The sequence below is a fragment of the Streptomyces sp. NPDC102514 genome (genome assembly GCF_055584525.1).
Genome location: NZ_JBVJLW010000001.1, coordinates 750,785 through 768,183 on the forward strand (window position 1 = coordinate 750,785; position 17,399 = coordinate 768,183).

Annotated in this window: 15 protein-coding genes; 10 read left to right on the top strand and 5 right to left on the bottom strand. The window is 71.6% G+C overall.

Going from position 1 to position 17,399, the window contains the following annotated elements; translation table 11 throughout:
- Positions 1 to 88: 88 nt before the first annotated feature.
- Together ACZ60E_RS03420 and ACZ60E_RS03425 are read left to right on the top strand one after the other, a co-directional pair.
- Positions 89 to 1,003, top strand: coding sequence for an oxygenase MpaB family protein (locus tag ACZ60E_RS03420; RefSeq protein ID WP_469437577.1), 915 nt, complete (start codon positions 89 to 91; stop codon positions 1,001 to 1,003).
- Between the two features lie 258 nt (positions 1,004 to 1,261).
- Positions 1,262 to 3,289: an ATP-binding protein gene (locus ACZ60E_RS03425; protein WP_469437579.1), complete on the top strand. Its 2,028-nt coding sequence runs from the start codon at positions 1,262 to 1,264 to the stop codon at positions 3,287 to 3,289.
- Between the two features lie 110 nt (positions 3,290 to 3,399).
- On the opposite strand, the gene ACZ60E_RS03430 is transcribed toward ACZ60E_RS03425, so the two are convergent.
- The gene (locus ACZ60E_RS03430) at positions 3,400 to 4,674 is read right to left on the bottom strand and encodes an NAD(P)/FAD-dependent oxidoreductase (RefSeq protein ID WP_469437581.1); all 1,275 of its coding nucleotides are present in this window, start codon (positions 4,672 to 4,674) and stop codon (positions 3,400 to 3,402) included.
- A 380-nt stretch (positions 4,675 to 5,054) separates the two neighbouring features.
- On the opposite strand from ACZ60E_RS03430, the gene ACZ60E_RS03435 reads away from it, so the two are divergent.
- Complete coding sequence (locus tag ACZ60E_RS03435) at positions 5,055 to 5,525, top strand: MSMEG_6728 family protein (protein WP_469437583.1); 471 nt, start codon at positions 5,055 to 5,057, stop codon at positions 5,523 to 5,525.
- 16 nt (positions 5,526 to 5,541) lie between these two features.
- Here the strand turns inward: ACZ60E_RS03435 and ACZ60E_RS03440 are convergent, their stop codons facing one another.
- Positions 5,542 to 6,102: a TetR/AcrR family transcriptional regulator gene (locus tag ACZ60E_RS03440; protein WP_469437586.1), complete on the bottom strand. Its 561-nt coding sequence runs from the start codon at positions 6,100 to 6,102 to the stop codon at positions 5,542 to 5,544.
- A gap of 109 nt (positions 6,103 to 6,211) precedes the next feature.
- On the opposite strand from ACZ60E_RS03440, the gene ACZ60E_RS03445 reads away from it, so the two are divergent.
- A complete protein-coding gene (locus ACZ60E_RS03445; protein WP_469437587.1) occupies positions 6,212 to 6,820 on the top strand; it encodes a TetR/AcrR family transcriptional regulator in 609 nt (202 codons plus the stop codon).
- A 4-nt stretch (positions 6,821 to 6,824) separates the two neighbouring features.
- Here ACZ60E_RS03445 and ACZ60E_RS03450 read toward each other — a convergent pair whose 3' ends face one another.
- Positions 6,825 to 7,571: a VOC family protein gene (locus tag ACZ60E_RS03450; RefSeq protein WP_469437589.1), complete on the bottom strand. Its 747-nt coding sequence runs from the start codon at positions 7,569 to 7,571 to the stop codon at positions 6,825 to 6,827.
- A 107-nt stretch (positions 7,572 to 7,678) separates the two neighbouring features.
- Between ACZ60E_RS03450 and ACZ60E_RS03455 the strand changes: the two genes are divergently transcribed.
- On the top strand, positions 7,679 to 10,141 hold the full coding sequence (locus tag ACZ60E_RS03455) for an NACHT domain-containing protein (RefSeq protein WP_469437591.1): 2,463 nt from the start codon (positions 7,679 to 7,681) through the stop codon (positions 10,139 to 10,141).
- A 71-nt stretch (positions 10,142 to 10,212) separates the two neighbouring features.
- Here the strand turns inward: ACZ60E_RS03455 and ACZ60E_RS03460 are convergent, their stop codons facing one another.
- The gene (locus ACZ60E_RS03460; RefSeq protein WP_384797467.1) at positions 10,213 to 10,722 is read right to left on the bottom strand and encodes a beta-class carbonic anhydrase; all 510 of its coding nucleotides are present in this window, start codon (positions 10,720 to 10,722) and stop codon (positions 10,213 to 10,215) included.
- A gap of 198 nt (positions 10,723 to 10,920) precedes the next feature.
- Between ACZ60E_RS03460 and ACZ60E_RS03465 the strand changes: the two genes are divergently transcribed.
- Positions 10,921 to 11,628 (top strand): alpha/beta fold hydrolase, encoded by a 708-nt coding sequence (locus ACZ60E_RS03465; protein ID WP_469437594.1) that lies wholly within the window; start codon positions 10,921 to 10,923, stop codon positions 11,626 to 11,628.
- Positions 11,629 to 11,807: 179 nt separating this feature from the next.
- Positions 11,808 to 12,200 (top strand): hypothetical protein, encoded by a 393-nt coding sequence (locus ACZ60E_RS03470; RefSeq protein WP_469437596.1) that lies wholly within the window; start codon positions 11,808 to 11,810, stop codon positions 12,198 to 12,200.
- A 35-nt stretch (positions 12,201 to 12,235) separates the two neighbouring features.
- On the opposite strand, the gene ACZ60E_RS03475 is transcribed toward ACZ60E_RS03470, so the two are convergent.
- Positions 12,236 to 12,391 (bottom strand): hypothetical protein, encoded by a 156-nt coding sequence (locus tag ACZ60E_RS03475; protein ID WP_469437598.1) that lies wholly within the window; start codon positions 12,389 to 12,391, stop codon positions 12,236 to 12,238.
- Between ACZ60E_RS03475 and ACZ60E_RS03480 the strand changes: the two genes are divergently transcribed.
- The 3 genes from ACZ60E_RS03480 to ACZ60E_RS03490 all read left to right on the top strand — a co-directional run bounded on the left by ACZ60E_RS03480 (position 12,390) and on the right by ACZ60E_RS03490 (position 17,283).
- A complete protein-coding gene (locus tag ACZ60E_RS03480) occupies positions 12,390 to 13,454 on the top strand; it encodes an aldo/keto reductase (RefSeq protein WP_469437601.1) in 1,065 nt (354 codons plus the stop codon). The genes ACZ60E_RS03475 and ACZ60E_RS03480 overlap by 2 nt on opposite strands.
- A 965-nt stretch (positions 13,455 to 14,419) precedes the next feature.
- The gene (locus ACZ60E_RS03485) at positions 14,420 to 15,628 is read left to right on the top strand and encodes a cytochrome P450 (protein ID WP_469437604.1); all 1,209 of its coding nucleotides are present in this window, start codon (positions 14,420 to 14,422) and stop codon (positions 15,626 to 15,628) included.
- Positions 15,629 to 15,936: 308 nt separating this feature from the next.
- Positions 15,937 to 17,283: a serine hydrolase domain-containing protein gene (locus tag ACZ60E_RS03490; RefSeq protein WP_469437606.1), complete on the top strand. Its 1,347-nt coding sequence runs from the start codon at positions 15,937 to 15,939 to the stop codon at positions 17,281 to 17,283.
- Positions 17,284 to 17,399 lie beyond the last annotated feature (116 nt).

The following is a 17,399-nucleotide window of genomic DNA, read 5'->3' on the forward strand; positions in this document are numbered from 1 at the left end:
GGGGTGCGGGTGCCGACCCGCACCGGGCGCGGGTGGCGTGTGCGACGCGCGCCCGTGAGCAACCGCCCCACAGGAGAGCACGGCACCGATGAAACCGAACAGAGCCTCCCGCGTCGACGGACTGCGCCAACGCCTGGGCAGCGGGCTCTTCGCCCGGGTGGCAGGACCCGAGGGCCCCCGCAACCGCGCCCGCATCCACGACACGCCGGGCCCGCGCTGGTTCGGCCCGGAGCGCCCCGTCCGCCGGGTGCACGGGGACGCGTCGATGTTCATCGGTGGGCTCTCGGCCCTGCTCCTGCAGTCGCTCCACCCGCTCGCCATGGCCGCGGTGGCCGCCCACTCCGGCTTCCGCGGCGACCCGTGGGGCAGGCTCCAGCGCACCAGTACGTTCCTGGCGACGACGACGTACGGCACCGCCGAGAGCGCCGAGCAGGCCTGTGCGCTGGTGCGCTCGGTCCACGAACGGGTGACCGGGACGACCCCCGAGGGCATGCCCTACCGTGCGAGCGACCCGCATCTGCTGGGCTGGGTCCACGTCGCCGAGGCCGACAGCTTTCTGCGCGCCCACCAGCGCTACGGCCGCCGCCCGCTGACGGCCGCGGAGTGCGACGGGTACGTCGCGGACATGGCGCGCGTCGCCGCCGCGCTGGGCGTCGTCGATCCGCCGCGCGACCGGGCGGAACTGGCCGAACGGCTCGACGCGTACCGCCCGGAACTGCGGGCGACCGCACAGGCCCGCGACGCCGCGCGCTTCCTGCTGCTGAATCCGCCGCTGCCGCTGCCCGCCCGGCTCCCCTACGGGGTGCTGGCCGCGAACGCGGTGTCCCTGCTGCCCGCCTGGGCCACCACGGAACTCGGGCTGCCGCGGCTGGCGGTGGCCGAGAACCTGTGCGTACGGCCGCTCGGCTCGGCCATGACATCGGCCGTGCGGTGGGCCATGACACCGCCGCCGGCCGCGGCCGCGGCCACGGCTCCGGCCGCGACCGTGACCGCGACGGACTGAGGGGACCGATCCGAGATGCCGTGCCGACGCCGGCCCAGACGCATCCCGCGAACCAGGCGCGTGGGACGTATCGCCGACCCCACGCGCACCGCGCACCCCATGCACACCGCACGCACCGCGCACACCGCGCACTCCACGCGCACTGCACGGCACCACGCGCACTGCACGCACCACGCGCACCGCACGCACCACGTGCATCACCTACGACGACCACCGCTTCGGACACTGTCCGAGCGACGCACACGAAAGACGGTCACCGTGCTGAGGAACCTGCCTGAGCCCCCTGACGAACTCGTCGGACGACGCCAGGAACTGGCGCGCGTCGCCGACGCACTGGACCGGCACCGACTGGTCGTCCTCACCGGCGTGGGCGGCGTGGGCAAGAGCCGGCTCGCGCTGCACGCGGCGGAACAGGTGATGCGTACCGGTGCGAGAGGCGTCGCCTGGGCCGACCTGTGGCCGCTGACGAACCCCCGCCTCCTGCTCGCCACGGTCGCCGACGCCCTCGACTTCGCCGACCATGCGACGGCCGAACCGCTGGACGCGCTGTGCGCCTGGCTGGCGGGCAAGGACGTCCTGCTGGTGCTGGACTCGTGCGAGCACCTCTCGGCGGCCTGCCGCGACCTGCTCACCCGTCTCCTCGACGACTGCCCGGGAGTCACCGTGCTGGTGACCAGCCGGGAGCCGCTGGGGATGGACGGCGAGCACCGCGTCGTCGTGGAGCCGCTGCCACCGGCCTCCGACGCCGTGGAACTCTTCTGCCGGCGGGCGGCCGCGACGGGAACCGGCCCGATGGGTCCGGAGGACGTCCTGGTCGCCGCCCGTCTGTGCCGGCGCCTGGAAGGGATTCCGCTCGCCCTGGAGCTGGCGGCGGGCCAGCTGGCCCACCACACGCTCGACGAGGTCGAAGAACTCCTGCGGGCACGCCTGGACCTCTCCGCGCAGAACTCCGTCCGCGCGGGCCGCGTCCACTTCCGGCAGCGCACGCTGCGCACCGCGATCGGCTGGAGCCACGAGCTGTGCGAGCCCGCGGAGCGTCTGCTGTGGGCCCGGTTCTCGGTGTTCCGGGACGCCGTGGACGCCGACGCGGTGCGCGCGGTGTGCGCCGACGAGACCCTGCGCGCCTCGGACGTCGAGCGGGCGCTCGCCGGCCTGGAGCGCAAGTCCGTCGTGGCCCGCGTGGACGGCCGCTTCCGGATGCTCGACACACTGCGTGAATACGGCCGTATGTGGCTCGGGGAACTCGACGAGACCGAGGTGCTGTCCCGGCGCCACGCCGCGTACTTCCTGCGCCGTGCCCGGCGGGCCCACGCCGACTGGCTGGGCCCGACGCAGATCGACGCGTACCGCTGGATCTCCGCGGCCCACGCCGACCTGTGCGCCGCGCTCGACCACTTCCTCACCGGCCGGCCGCAGCACGCGCTCGAACTGGCCGGGCTGCTGGGCTTCTTCTGGAGCTGCTGCGGTCACCTGCGGGAGGCCACGGGCTATCTGGAGGAGGCCCTGGCACTGACGGAGCAACCGGGAGCGGTACGGACCCGGGCCCTGTGGTCCCTGGGCGTCGCCCGGGTGCTGTGCGGCGAGCACGACGCGGCGCAGCGGCTCGCCCTGGCGTGCCAGCGCCAGGCCGCGGCCCAGGAGGAGTCCGAGGGCGCGCTGCACGCCGCCTATCTGCAGGGGCTGGTCCATCTGCTGCGGGGCAGGCCGATGGCCGCGCGGTTCGTCGTCGACACGGCCCTGAGGAGCGCGGAAGGCGGGCCCTTCGCCTCCGTGGGCATCGTGCTGTGCCGTCTGGTCCGCGTCTTCGCCATGACGGGAGAAGGACTGCATGAGGAGGCCCGCCGCGAGGCAGGTGACCTGCGGCGGGACTGTCTCGTACGCGGCGAGTGGTGGACCCGGTCGTACGCCGAGTACCAGTTGGCGCTGCTCGCGCTGTTCGAGGACCGCGCCGAGGAGGCCGCGGAACACGCGGCCGCCATGCTCGACGGCAAACGCCGCATCGGTGACAGCTTCGGCATCGCGCTGGGCCTGGACCTGCTCGCCTCGGCGCTCGCCGCGCAGGGCGCCGGCGGGCCCGCGGTCGCCGCGTACGGAGCAGGCGAGAACTACTGGGCCGCCGTCGGCCATCCGCAGCGGGGCACTCCGGAACTCGGACCGGTACGGGACCAGTACGAGTCGACGGCCCGCTCCCTGCTCGGCGACTCCGGGTACGACAAGGCTTTGCTCGTCTCGGTCCTCCGCGATCCCGAGTCGGTGCTCCAGGAACTTCTGGACAGAACCGGCTGAAGCCGGCTGAACGACTACAGGGGCGGGGAGGGCGACGGGACGGGGCGGGGACAGCGACGGGACGGGGACGGCTGGGCGAGGGGCGCCCGCGCCACGGCTGCCCGCCGCGGCTAGCGGCCGAGGTCCCGGGCCACCTCACGGGCCGCCCGGGCGCCCGACGCCAGCGCGCCCTGTACCGATCCGGTGGCCCGGTGGTCGCCGCACACGTACCGGCCGGGCGCGATGCGGGCGGTCCGGCTGAGGGGCTGCGGGGGAGCCATGACGGGCAGCGCGTCGGGGACGGTACGGACGGTCAGCAGGTCCCAGCCACCGGTGTCGGCGCCGTACGCGTCGGCCAGTGCCGTCCGGACCTCCCGCTCACGGCCCTCCGTGTCCTCGCCGAGCACCGAGGTCGCGATCAGGGACATGCCCGCGGGCGCGTAGGAAGGGACGACCTCGCTGAGGACACAGGAGTTCAGGAAGCGTCTGCGGGTGTCGGTGACAAGGGTGGGCTCGGGGAGCGGGGAACGGGTCGCGGCGTGGTAGTACGTCGTCACCACGCGGTACGCGGGCACGTCGAGGTCCGGCAGCAGAGCGGCGGCCGGGCCGGGGCCGGTGGCCACCACCACGGCGCGGGCCGGGAGTTCGGTGCCCGTGGCCAGTTCGACCCCGTCGTCCGTGAGCCGGGTGACCGGGGTGCCGAGCCGTACGGTCGCCCGGGGGAGCGCGGCGGCGAGCGCGCGCGGGACCGCTCCGATGCCCTCGCCCGGCAGACACAGCGTGCCGCGCAGCATGGTGCGCCAGACGAGGTGGAAGACGCGTTCCGAGGTCTCCAGCTCGTCCTCCAGGAAGACGCCGGAGAGGAAGGGCCGGAAGAAGCGCTCGACGAACTCCTCGGAGAACCCCGCCGCCGCCAGCGCGGTCCGCGTGGTGCGGTCGTCGCCGCGCTCACGCTTCAGGAGCCGTACGGGCGCGAGCATGTCCCGGGCCGACAGGGTGCCCAGCGCGATGAGGTCGCGGGTGCCCGCCAGACGCCCGGGACGCAGGTCGCGCAGACCGCGTGTCACGGAAGGCATCTGGGGCGTGCGCGGCCTGCGCGTCGGGTCGCTGAAGCGCAGCGGTCCGTCCTCGGTGTGGACGAGGACGCCGGGGGTGAAGGGCCTCAGCCGCAGTTCGCGCAGCGGCAGCCGGCGGCGGACCTGCGGGTAGGCGGTGTTGAAGACCTGGAAGCCGCGATCGACGACGAAGCCCTCGTGACGGTCCGAGCGCATGCGCCCGCCGACCTCGTCGGACGCCTCCAGGACCTTGACGTCGAGACCGACATCCACCAGGTCACGGGCGCAGGCCAGCCCGGCGAGCCCTCCGCCGACCACCAGGACATCCGGTTCTCCGCGAGTAGCGGCCATGGGCACTCTCCTTGCTCGACATGCGACGTGGAACCGGCGGCGTGCGACGTCCGGTGTACGGCTGACGACGTCCGGCTGACGACGTCCGGCTTATGACGTCCGGCGTGTCGCGTGGAATCCGCCGACGTGGCCGTCGTCGGCACCCCGACTCCGCGTACCCGCGTACGCACGTTCCACAACCGATCTTCCAGCCGCACCACGCGGACGGATGCGGGACGCGCTGACATGTATGTCCACCCAGCTGAGCGGCTGCGCCTGAATCGGCCGTACCGGGCAGGGTGCGTACGGGGCCGGTACGCGTGCGGGGCCAGTAGGCGTACGGGGCCGGTGGGCGTGCGGGGCCGGTATTGGGAAAGGGCCCGCCGCGGTAGGCATGGTGCGTGCAGACCTTTCTCCCGTATTCCGGCTTCGCGCGGTCCGCCGCCGTCCTGGACCAGGCGCGGCTGGGCAAGCAGCGCGTCGAGGCCGTTCAGGTGCTGCGCGGTCTGACCGTGCCCGGCTACGGATGGCGGCACCATCCTGCGGTACGTATGTGGATCGGCTACGAGGAGGCCCTGGTCCGGTACGGCCTGGACGTGTGTGCCCGGTGGGTGGCGGAAGGACGTGCCGACACCTGTGCCAACACGCTCGTCACCGACTTCGGCCTGGCCCGCCCGGGGGCCGCCGTCCGTGTCCAGGAGGACCTGGCCGACGAGGGGGAACTGCCGCCCTGGCTGGGAGACCCCGACTTCCACCGCAGCCACCGGTCGGCGCTGGTGCGCAAGGCGCCCGAGTTCTACACCCCGCTGTTCCCGGACGTTCCCGACGACCTGCCCTACGTCTGGCCCGCCTCGGACCGCGCCACACCGTAGAGCGAGCCGCGCACGTTCATCGGCGTGCGCCGGTGCGCAGGCCGTCGATGATGACGGTGAGCATCCTTGTACTGCGTTCCGGACACGGGGTCCCGCCGTCCGTCCTCCAGAGGCAGGATCCCAGCGAGAGGACTTCCTCCGCCTCGGCGTCCGGTCGTACCTGCCCCGCCTCTTTGCCCGCACGGAGCAGCAGGTCCAGGGCGGCGACGACCGGAGGGTGATGCCGGCCGGCACGCGTGGCGGCCTCCACGGCCAGGGACGCCCCGCCGGTGGCACGACCGTCGGCGGCGAGGCGTTCGAACCAGCGGCGCAGGGCTTCCAGCGGCCCGTACTCGTGCAGCAGGAGCGGAGCGGCGGCGATCAGCGCTTCGAGCTCGTCGCGGTAGACGGCCAGCAGCAGGGCCTCGCGGTCGGGGAAGTGCCGGTACATCGTTCCCTGGCCGACGCAGGCCGCTCTCGCGATCGCCTGGAGGCTCGCCGAGGGGTCCCCGGCGAAGGCGGACTGCGCGGCCTCGATGATGCGGGCGCGATTCTCCAGGGCGTCCGATCGCGGCGCACGACGAGGAGTTCGCATCATCCGACGCCTCCCGTTCCGGTCTTCGGCCTGCCTTCGCGGCAAGCGCCGCCGACAGCGCATTCTTATGTACTTGTTGGTCGTCTGACAAGTTTCTTGTAGGGTCCGTCTCATGACCGCCGCCCGCCGCACCCAGAAGCAGCGCCGTGAAGAAGCCGAAACCGCTCTGCTCACGGCCGCCGCCGAACTGGTCGACGAACAGGGTGTACGCGCGCTGACGCTGGCGGGCGTGGGGGAGCGCGCCGGGTACAGCCGCGGCCTCGTGACCCATTACTTCGGGTCGAAGCAGGCACTCGTCGAACGCCTGGCACGCTCGGCCCAGGCCGGATTCGTACCAGGACTGGACGGCCTGCCACCCGGTCTGGACCGGCTCCTGCGACTGATCGACGGATACATCGGCGGCCTCGGGTGCATGGGCGCGCTGAACAGGGTCTTCCTCAAACTCTGGACCGAGGCCGCGACGGCGACGGAACTGACTCCGCTCTTCCGCGAGCGGAACGAGGCGTTCCATGCGGACCTGTACGAGGACCTCGCCGCCGGGATCGCCGACGGCGCGATCCGCCCCGACGTGGCACCGGACGAGACCGCCACCGCGATCATCGCGCAGCTCCGGGGGATCGGCATGCAACGGCTGGTCGACCCCGAACGCGTCGACACGGAACGGCTGCGGACTCAGGTCACGGGGCTGTGGCGTACGGCGCTGGAACAGCCGACCGCTTGACGCTTCACGTGCGTGAGAGCACGCAGAATTCATGGCCCTCCGGGTCGGTCAGGCACGTCCACGGGACGTCTCCCTGGCCGACGTCGAGGTCGGTGGCGCCGAGGGCCCGCAGCCGCGCCACCTCCGCCGCCTTGTCGTCGCCGGGGCCCGGCACGAGGTCGAGATGGACGCGGTCCGGCACCGACTTCACGTCGGGCGAGCGCAGGAACTCAAGATACGGACCGACACCTGCGGGGGAGCGCCACACCGCCTGGTCGTCGGTCACCGTGTGCAGGGTCCAGTCCATCGCCTCGCCCCAGAACCGGGCCATGGCCCGCGGATCCGCGCAGTCGACGACCACCGCGGCGATCGGCCCGGTGTCCCGGTAGATCTCCCGAGGCTCCAGCACACAGAACTCGTTGCCCTCCGGGTCGGCGAGGACCGTCCACGGCACGTCGTCGCCCTGGCCCACGTCGGCGGGCGTCGCACCGAGAGCCCTGAGACGCGCCACCAGCTCCGCCCGATGGGCCTCGGAGGTGGTGGCGAGATCGAGGTGCACACGGTTCTTCGTCGTCGACTTGGGTTCCGGGACGGCGATGACGTCGATGCAGACACCGCTGCCCGGGTCCAGCCAGTCGAAGCCGACGGGCTGAGCGGCGGTCGCACCGGATCCCGCGCTCTTGACGCGCCAGCCGAGCGCCTCCGCCCAGAACCGGCCGACCGCCGAGTCGTCAACGGCCTTGATGTTCACCAGAACAGGTCGCAGAGTCATGCGGCCGATCCTATGCACCCGCCCTGCGACGACCCGGTTCACCCGCTCGGATGGAAGAAGTACGGAACCGCACCTGTACGGGGTCGTGCTGCGCAAGTCTTCGTCGGGTGAGCGGAGTTGTCCCCAGGTCGCGCGTACGGCGGGCCGGGATCGTGTACCTGGTCCTGTTCGTCGGCGGCGTCCTCGGGACGCTCGTCATCGCCCCGCGCCTCGACGACCCCGCCACCGTGGTCGCGGCCCTGCTGCCGACCGCCGCCGGTGCCTACCTCGCCTGGTGCGCCTACCGGGCGGACCGCGCCGAAGCCGTGGTGGACGACCCCGGCGCCGTCGCCGACCGACTCGCCGTCGCCGTCACCCGACAGTGGGAGAACGAGGCACGGATGCGGCGGCTGTCGGAGCCGTATCCACTCCCTGTTTCCTGGCGCGGCGCGGACCCGGAGTTCGCGACCACCGAGGAGTCCGGACGGCTCGCCGGACGCGACGGGGAACTCGGCGCACTCTTCGCCGAACACCTTCCCCACCGGCGGCTGCTCGTGCTCGGTGGCCCCGGGTCGGGCAAGACGATCCTGCTCGTCCGGCTCCTCCTCGCCCTGACCGGGCGGCGCGCCCCGGGCGAGCCGGTTCCCGTGCTCTTTCCGCTCGCCTCCTGGGACCCGGCCGCCGAGGAACTGCGCGTGTGGATGGAGCGCAGACTCGTCCAGGACCACGCGGACCTGGCCGAGGCGGCGCCCGGCGCCTACGGGGACAGCACCCTGGCCGGGATGCTCCTGGAGCGGCGGCTCGTCCTGCCGGTACTGGACGGCTTCGACGAACTCCCCTCCGTGGCCGGCGCGTTGGCGCTGCACCGCATCGCCGCGGCACTGCCGTACGGCTGCGGTCTGGTGCTGTCCAGCCGCCCGCGGGAATACCTGGCCGCGCTACGGCCGCGTACCGGCGTTCCGGCACGGCCGGCCGGGCTGGCCGGCATCCGACTCGACCCGCTCGACGGGCGGAGCGTCGCGGCCTACCTCCTGCACGACGCGGGCGGCGCCGGTACTCCCGCGGCGGAGCGCTGGGCACCGGTGGTGGCCGCCCTCGGCACCGACGTGCCGGTGGCCCAGGCGCTCACCAGCCCGCTGATGGTGTCCCTGGCCCGGTCCGTGTACAACCCGCGCCCCGACGAGGAGGACGGACAACTGCCGGACCCGGCGGAGCTGTTGCGGCGCCCCACGCGGACCGCTGTCGAGCATCACCTCCTTGACGCGTTCGTCCCCGCCGCCTACCGGCCGCATCCGCGCCGCCCGTGCCGATGGACCGCGGACCAGGCACGCGACACGCTCGGCTTCCTGGCCCGGCGCATGGAGCAGGGGCGCGACGGCGCGGCCGAACTGGCCTGGTGGCGGCTGCATCACGCGATCCCGACCGTGCTGCCGCGGGTACTCGCCGGCGTTCTGCTGGGCACGCTCGGCTGGCTGGTCGAGGGCTCGATGATGGAACTGATCCACCACTTCGCCCCGCAACTGCCCGCCACACCGCACTGGGAGGAACGGGGCGGGCTCGGCGTCGTGGCGGCGGGAATGTGCGGCGGACTGGCGGGCGGCCTGGTCGCGGGCGCCACGGTCACCCTGCTGTGCGCGGCGGCAGCCGCTCCGGACCTGACCGCCGAACTCGTGCTGCGCCGGCTGGCCGACGGCGGTGCGCTGGCGCTCGTCGGCGTGATCATCTCCGGGTTCGCCTTCGGCCACCGGCTCGCGGTCCGCCGCCCCTCCGCGTGGAACCGGCGCGCCCTGGCGACCGGGATCGGAGCCGCGATCTGTTACGGGCTGGCGTTCGGCAACGGCTGCGGCACCGTCAGCGCCCTCCTGTACGGGCTCCTCGCAGCAGCCGTGGTCGGGGACGCACCGCGTACGGAGGCCGCTCCTCCGGCGGCCCGGGTGCGCTGGCACTGGAGTGCCGGGAGTGTGTGCCGGGGACTGCTCGGCGGACTGCTGCTGGGCGGCGGAGTCCTGCTGGAGGGCCTGTTCGCGGACGTGCTGTCGGACGGGGCGGACCGGGTGTACATCGCACCCGCCGATCCGGTCGCGGCGGCCTGGGGCGCCGGACAGGTCAGCGCGGTCTTCGCGGTGGCCTGTCTGCTCATGCACGCACTGCGTACCGTGCCCGTCGAACTCGGTGCCGCGGTCGACGGACGGACCCTGCTGGCCAACGACCGCCGCATGCTGAGCACCTGCGTGGCGACGGCGGTGGTCGTCGGCGTCGTGGTGATCGGCACCCAGGGCTGGTGCGCCGCGCTGTGGGGCTCGACGGGCGTATGGGGCGCGAACCCCAGCGACGGGCGACTGTGGGTGTACGCGGTCGGGCTGGTCCCGGCCCTGCTGGCGGGACTGGCGATCGGGATGCGGCAGGCGGCCTGGAGCCGGTACGCGGTCGCCCGCCTGTATCTGGCGGTCCAGGTCCGTCTGCCCCTGGATCTGCTGGCGTTCCTCGCCGACGCGCACGAGCAGCGCGGTGTGCTGCGCCGGGTCGGAGCGGTCTACCAGTTCCGGCACATCGAGCTGCAGCACCGGCTGGCCGAGGCGGACACCCCGTAATTCGTACAGGGGTGTGGTGACCTCGGCCCGCGGCCGCCAGCCCGCAGCCCGCGGCCTGTGCAGAGGACTCCTCAGGCGGCTTCGCCCGGGTGGGCGGGGACCTCGTGGAGCCGGCCGGTGGCGACGTCGAAGACGAATCCCCGTACGGCGTCGGTGTAGGGCACGAAGGGGTTCACCGTGATGCGGCGGATCGACTGCCGCACATCGTCCTCCAGATCGGAGAAGGCTTCCGCCGCCCAGGCCGGTCGAATTTCTGTTTCCTTTTCGATCTGCTGCTTGAATTCGTCGTCGGTGAACGTCAGCATGCCGCAGTCGGTGTGGTGGATGAGGATGATCTCGCGCGTCCCCAGAAGGCGCTGGCTGATCGTCAGGGACCGGATGGCGTCATCGGTCACGGCGCCTCCGGCGTTACGGATCACATGGGCCTCGCCATTGGTGAGACCGAGAATTTCGTAGATGTTCAGGCGCGCGTCCATGCAGGCCACCACCGCCAGGTGACGGGACGGCGGCAGGGGGAGCGCTCCTCCGAAGGAAACCGCCTGGGCGGCGTTGTTGCTCAGGTACTCATCCGTCACGGACATGATGGTGCTCGCTTTCGATGGGGACCGACGTCGGAAAGATAACGGCAGCAAATTCGAACATTGAAGGCCGACGGGCCACATGCCATACGACTGCAACAGACGGGTGATCGGCCGGGTGATTGACGCGGGAACGGCTATTCGGTGGCGCGGCACCGATGGCGGCGAATGCGAGGTCCCGATCCGAGCCTCGGATGTCGGATGTCGGTTGGCGGCTGTCCCGGTCGGCGGTCGGCACCCCGCACCATCGTTCTCGTCCACGGCGGGTTCGTGGACGGCTCCGGCTGGCAGGCGGTGTACGACCGGCTGGTCGGCGACGGCCACCACGTGAGCGTGGTGCAGAACCCGACGCTGTCGCTGGACGACGACGCGACCGTCACCCGGCGGGTGATCGCGGCGCAGGACGGGCCGGTCGTCCTGGTGGGCCACTCCTACGGCGGCGCGGTCATCACCGAGGCCGGGCAGGACGAGAAGGTCGCGGCGCTCGTCTACATCGCCGCCTTCGCGCCGGACAAGGGAGAGTCGGTCGGTACGCTGATCGCCGACCCGCCGCCCGGCGCGTCCGTCCCGCCGATCCTTCCGCCCCAGGACGGCTTCCTCCTCCTGGACCGTGAGAAGTTTCCCGACGCGTTCGCGGGAGACCTGCCGCGGGAGCAGGCCCGGTTCATGGCCGACTCGCAGGTCCCCTGGGGAGTGGACGCCCTCAACGGCGCGGTCTCCCAGGCCGCCTGGCAGACCAAACCCAGCTGGTACCTGGTCGCCGGCGAGGACCGGATGATCCCCCCGCCCGCCCAGCGTGCCATGGCCGAGCGGACCGGCGCGACCACCGTGGAGATAGCGGCCAGCCACTCCGTCTACCTCTCCCGGCCGGACGCGGTGGCCGACTTCATCAAACGGGCGGCCGTCTGAACGGGCGGCGGTCCTGACTGCTCGCACACGAGCCCTCCTGATCACCCGGGCCCGCCGACGGGCCCGGGTGACGACGGTCGGCACATGCGGGGCCACCTACAGGCCAGGCCAACCGGCTATCCTGCTGCGGAAGTTGCTGGTGACAGGGGCGAGCGGACGCAGGTTCAGTCGGAGGCATCGTGGTGCGGGCGCACAGGGCAGCCGTCACGGTCCCTGTCCTGGCGGCGCTGATGGCGCTCATGGCGGGATGTTCCTCGTCCGACGGCGAGGACGAGAAGCGGCTGACCGCGCAGCGGGAGAACTACTGCACGCAGTTGGGCGCGTGGCAGTCGGCGCGGAACGCGGCGCGCACGGACGCCTCGGACTCGGCGGACCCGTCGGGAGACGATGAGGTCGGGACCGTCGCCCGGGACGCCTTTCTCGCTATGCGACCGCTCAAGGAGGAGAGCCTCGGGCAGGGCCGCACCCTGGCGGAGGCGACGGTGGCAGCGATGAGCAACAGTGACTCCGAGGCGGAGCAGCGCCTCGTCGAGTACTGCGGAGACGCCGGCTTCGAGACGCTCACCCGGTAGCGATCTGAAGCCGGGCACCGGCGGACGGGCGGGTTTCAGGTACATCTGAAGGTGTCCACGGGTGGGTGGCGCGCACCCAGGATGAGCGCGGCCTGGTTGGCGTGGGCGGGGTGCAGGACCTTGGTGGTGCGGGGCGGCCGGTCCGTTCCGCAGTGATGGACATGCGTCTTGTCGAACCGAGGAAATTTCATGCGCTACACACTTCTGGGCCGTTCCGGCATTCGCGTCTCCGAGTTCGCGCTCGGCACCATGACCTTCGGCGAGGACTGGGGCTGGGGTGCCGCGCCGGAGACCAGCGCGAGGCTGCTGGACCTCTACGCCGACGCGGGCGGCAACTTCATCGACACCGCGAACGTGTATACGGGCGGCTCCTCCGAGACGATCGTCGGCCGTGCGCTCAAGGGGCGGCGCGACCGGTTCGTGCTGAGCACCAAGTACACGGCCCAGACCGTCCCCGGCGATCTGAACACGGCAGGCAACCACCGCAAGAACCTGGTCACCTCCCTGGAAGCGAGCCTGCGGCGTCTGGACACCGACCACGTCGACGTGCTCTGGGTGCACGCCCGCGACACCCTCACCCCGCTGCCCGAGCTGATGCGCGCCCTGGACGACCAGGTCCGCGCCGGCAAGGTCCTGCACGTCGGTGTCTCGGACTGGTCCGCGTGGGAGATCGCCCAGGCGAACACCCTCGCCGAGCTGCGCGGCTGGTCGCCCTTCGTCGGCGTGCAGTTGCGCTACAACCTGCTGGCCCGTTCGGTCGAGTCCGAGCTGACGCCGATGGCCCAGGCGCACGACCTGGCCGTCGTGGCGTGGGGCCCACTGGCCGAGGGACGCCTCACCGGCAAGTACCTGGGCGGCTCCGAAGGCCGACTCACCCGCGGGGGATGGGACTTCAGCGGCGAGCGGGGCGACCACATCGTCCGCGAGGTCGTCGCCTGCGCCGACGCGGGCGGCTGGACCCCCGCGCAGGTCGCGTTCGCCTGGCTCCGCTCACGACCGGGCACCGTCGTCCCGCTGCTCGGGGCGACCAGTGAAGAACAGCTGACGGCCAACCTCGCCGCCGCCGACGTCGTCCTCGACGGCGACGCGCTGAGCCGGCTCGACGAGATCAGTGCTCCGGAACTGGGCTTCCCCCACGACGTGATGGCGGGCGAGGACATGATCGGCCTCGTCTACGGAGACACCTGGCGGCAGGTCGTCGACCGCCGACGCGCCTCGCGCCGCCCCGTCAACGACAACGAACAGCTCGCCTGAGCGAGTGACCCGCGTACGCGCCAGCACAGTGCGCCCCGCGCGCTCCGGGCGGGATTCGGCCGAAGTTGGCGCCGGACCGGCGGGGTGACCGACGGTACGGGGTGTTCGGTCACCCGGTCCGGCGCCGAACGAATCAAGCGTCCGGGCCGTCTTCGAATGAAATGTTCCGCTTTTTTATTGCCGTGCTCGTGATGCGGCCGTGGGCAATCTCTGTGCAGGTGAGAGGAGTTGCGGCCGGTGAGTGCTCAAGGGGAGTTCCAGGTTCTGCGCAATCGGCTGTTTAGCCCTCGGCCTCCGGGGCACGCGTGGTGGCGGTGAAGTATGACGGACCATCACCGAAACGTTTGGTTCGGGCTGCTCGCAGACAATGCGCAATGGCTTGCCGATATGCCCTCCACCCGAGTTCGGGGGGTTGCTCTCGGTTGACCCACCATGAAGACTGTCGCCGGGTTCGACGGGGTCGATGATATTCGCCCCGGTTATGTCCGCTCCGCCCGGCGGCCATGCACAGTCTCACGTGTGTGGACAGAACGCGTGGCCTCACCCAAAGGCCCGGCATACGTGGGGTAAAGGCAAGGGGAAGTCGCCGCGCGGCCGCTGCGCGGTACGTTCACTCACTGGAGATGTGTCATGTCAGCGATTCGCGCACGACGAGTGCCACCGATTGTTCAGCGGTGGGCGTGGAGCCGATTCGGTCCGCGCCGCATATGTTTGACGCGTATTGACGCGTGCTACTGAAGCCGATGCTGCGAGGCACACGGCTGTACGGGCCGGCACGAGCGACGCCGGTGTCCGAGTCCGGTGGTCGGGGGCATGGGCCGGGCTGCCCGGCCACCCCTCCCCAGGGCCGCCGTCGGTCGGGATCGCACCAGGTCGCGACCGGAATCCCCCGCCGGCCTCGGGCTCGAAGTCAACCATCCCGCTTGTGGTTTCGCAGTCCCCGCGTACCGCACGAAGGAGAACAGGTGACCGGCAACACATCGCAACAGGAGCACTTACCCTTCGACACGCTGAGCGATCGATGGCAGTCCTTACGCGCACTGAGACCGGTGCATTACGACGAACAGCAGAGTGCCTGGCAGGTGGTGGACCACGAGTCGGTGTCCGCGGTTCTGGCGGACCCGGCGACGTTTTCCTCCGACTTCTCGTCCATCGCGCCCACGCAGGAGGACTTCGAGGTCTTCCGGCAGGGCAATTTCGTCGGTATGGATCCGCCGGAGCACCGAAAACTACGAACTCTCGTGAGTCAGGCATTCACCCCCCGCGTGGTGAGCGGATTGCAGCCACGCATCGAGGGTGTGTGCGGCCGGTTGCTGGACGACGTCGCCGACCGCGACCGGTTCGATCTGGTCGACACGCTCGCCTACCCGCTGCCCATCATCGTCATCGCCGAACTGCTCGGCATACCGGCGGCCGACCACAGGCTATTCCAGGAATGGGCGGCCACCCTCTTCGGCGGCGACGAACTCGGCGAAGCGCCCACCATGGACGACCTGGCCCGTGCTCTCAAAGCCATCGCCCCGACCGTGCGGGAGATGAACGGTTACGTCCTGGACCATATCCGCCGCTGCCGAGCGAATCCGGGAAACGATCTCACCAGCAAACTGGTGGCCGCCGAGGTGGACGGGGTCGGGCTGGAGGACCAGGAGATCGTCGGATTCGTCGCCCTGCTGCTCGTCGCCGGGCACGTCACCACCACGGCGCTGCTGGGCAACGCGGTCGTCACGTTCGACCGGCACCCCGGCACGCTCCCGGCGCTGCGGGCCGACCCCGGACGGCTCCCGGACGCCATCGAGGAGGTACTGCGCTGGCTGCCTCCCTTCGCCGAACTCGGCCGACTCGTCACCCGCCCCGTGCAGATCGGCGAGCACGACCTTCCCGCGGGCGCGATGGTGGTGGCCCATCTGGGCGCCGCCAACCGTGATCCCTCCCGCTTCGAGTCGCCGGACGTCTTCGAGCCGACCCGCAGTCCGAATCCCCATCTGACCTTCGGTCACGGCATCCATTTCTGTTTCGGCGCACCGCTGGCCCGGCTGGAGGCGCGTATCGCGCTCCGGATGCTGCTTGAACGTTTCTCCGATCTGCGTGTCCCCACCTACGGAGAAGTCACCTTCCAGAACCCGGGCGTCATCGTCGGCGTACGCCACCTGCCGGTCGAAGTCGCCAGGAGCTAGGCCCTGTCGTCAAATTCCCGCCTGCCGGGCGACGCCTGGCACGCTCCCCCAGCCTCCGGCCGGGGGGACCCCCACTCGCTGCACCGGGCGAAAGTCCAAGTACGTCCAGTACGAGGGCTTCCGCCCGGCACACCGAGAGCACGCACCAGACGCCGCCCGGCCCGCCCTCCGGGCGGACGTCGGGAATTTGACGACAGGACCTAGCACGCAAGAGCGCATCACCCGCACCGACGCGGGGGCCGTTCCGCTCATCCCCATCGGCCTCTGGCGTCACATTCACACCAAGCATCAGTGGGAGTCCCCTTCACATGCCTTACCCCACCACCGCTCCAGTCGCCCCCCGATCGTCCCTCTTACGCCGAACACTGCAGCACCGTCTCGACAGCCTCGCGCGGACCCACCGTGTGCCCGGCGCGCAACTGGCCGTGGACACCGGGACGGAGATCGTCAGTGTGCACACCGGCACGGCCGACGCCGTCCGGGGCACCCCGTTCACCGCCGACACGGCCGTGCCGCTCGGCAGTGTCACCAAGACCTACACGGCCGCTACTGTCATGCTCCTGATCGACGATGAGGATCTCGATCTCGACGAGTCCGTCGCCGATGTCCTGCCGGAGTTCCAGGACTTACCCAAGGTGACCGTGCGTCACCTGCTCTCCCACACGGCCGGTCTCCCCACCGGTCCCGACTCGGACACCGCGGCAGCCATGACGGCCTCCCGCTACCTCTCGGCGGTCTGCACCGCGGAGGACGCGCTGTTCGCCCCCGGCACGGACTTCTCCTACTCCAACGCCGGTTACGTGGCGGCCGGGCGGCTGATCGAAACCGTGACGGGCATGACCTGGCAAGAAGCCGTACGCGTGCTGGTGCTTGAGCCGCTGGGCATCACGCCCGCCTTCCTCGGTGACAGCCTCCCCGGCCGGACCGTCGCGAGCGGACACGGCCTGAACACGGTGACGGGAGCCGTGCGGCCGGTCCGGCAGAGCCTGGCACCCGTCGAGGCCCCGGCCGGCGCCCTGCTGGCGAGCGCCCTCGATCTGCTGATCCTCGGCAGGACTCTGGCAGGCCGGTCCGCCGTCGTCCCCTCCGCCACCGCCGCGCTCATGCGGCGCCCCGAGGAGGGCACCGAAGCCGACCCCCTGGCAGACGCCTGGGGACTGGGCACGGCCCTCTACCAGCAGGACGACCGCTGGTGGTGCGGTCACGACGGCAATGCCCAGGGCACCTCCTGCCATCTGCGCGCGGAGCCCCGCAGCGGCGTCGTGGTCGCCTTCACCGGCAACTCCGGCGGCGCCACCGCCCTGTGGCGGGACCTGGCCGACCAGCTCACCCGGCTCACCGGCCTGCGCGTACCGGTCACTCCCGCGCGCCCGGACCGGGGCGGCCCCATCGCCTTCCCGCAGTGTGCGGGGATCTACCGCAACGGGTCGAGCGAGTACCGGATCGGCCTCGGCGTCGACGGTCTGCCCGCCCTGTCCATCGACGGTGACCTGTCGCTGCCGCTGATCTGCTACCCGGACCTGAGCTGCGACCTGGTCGACCCGGCCACCGGTCTGCGGGAACCCGGCGGACGCTTCCACCGAGATCCCGTCGACGGAAGCGTCGACCGCGTACAGATCTCCGGTCGTACGGCCCGCCGCGTCGGCACCACCTGACGCCTGAGGCCTGACGCCAGACGCCAGACGCCTGACTCCTGAGGCCGTGTCGGCCCCGCCGTACCCCTCCCGCGCCGAAGAGCCGCCGCCGCGCGGCCCGGCGCGCCCGGGCGCCT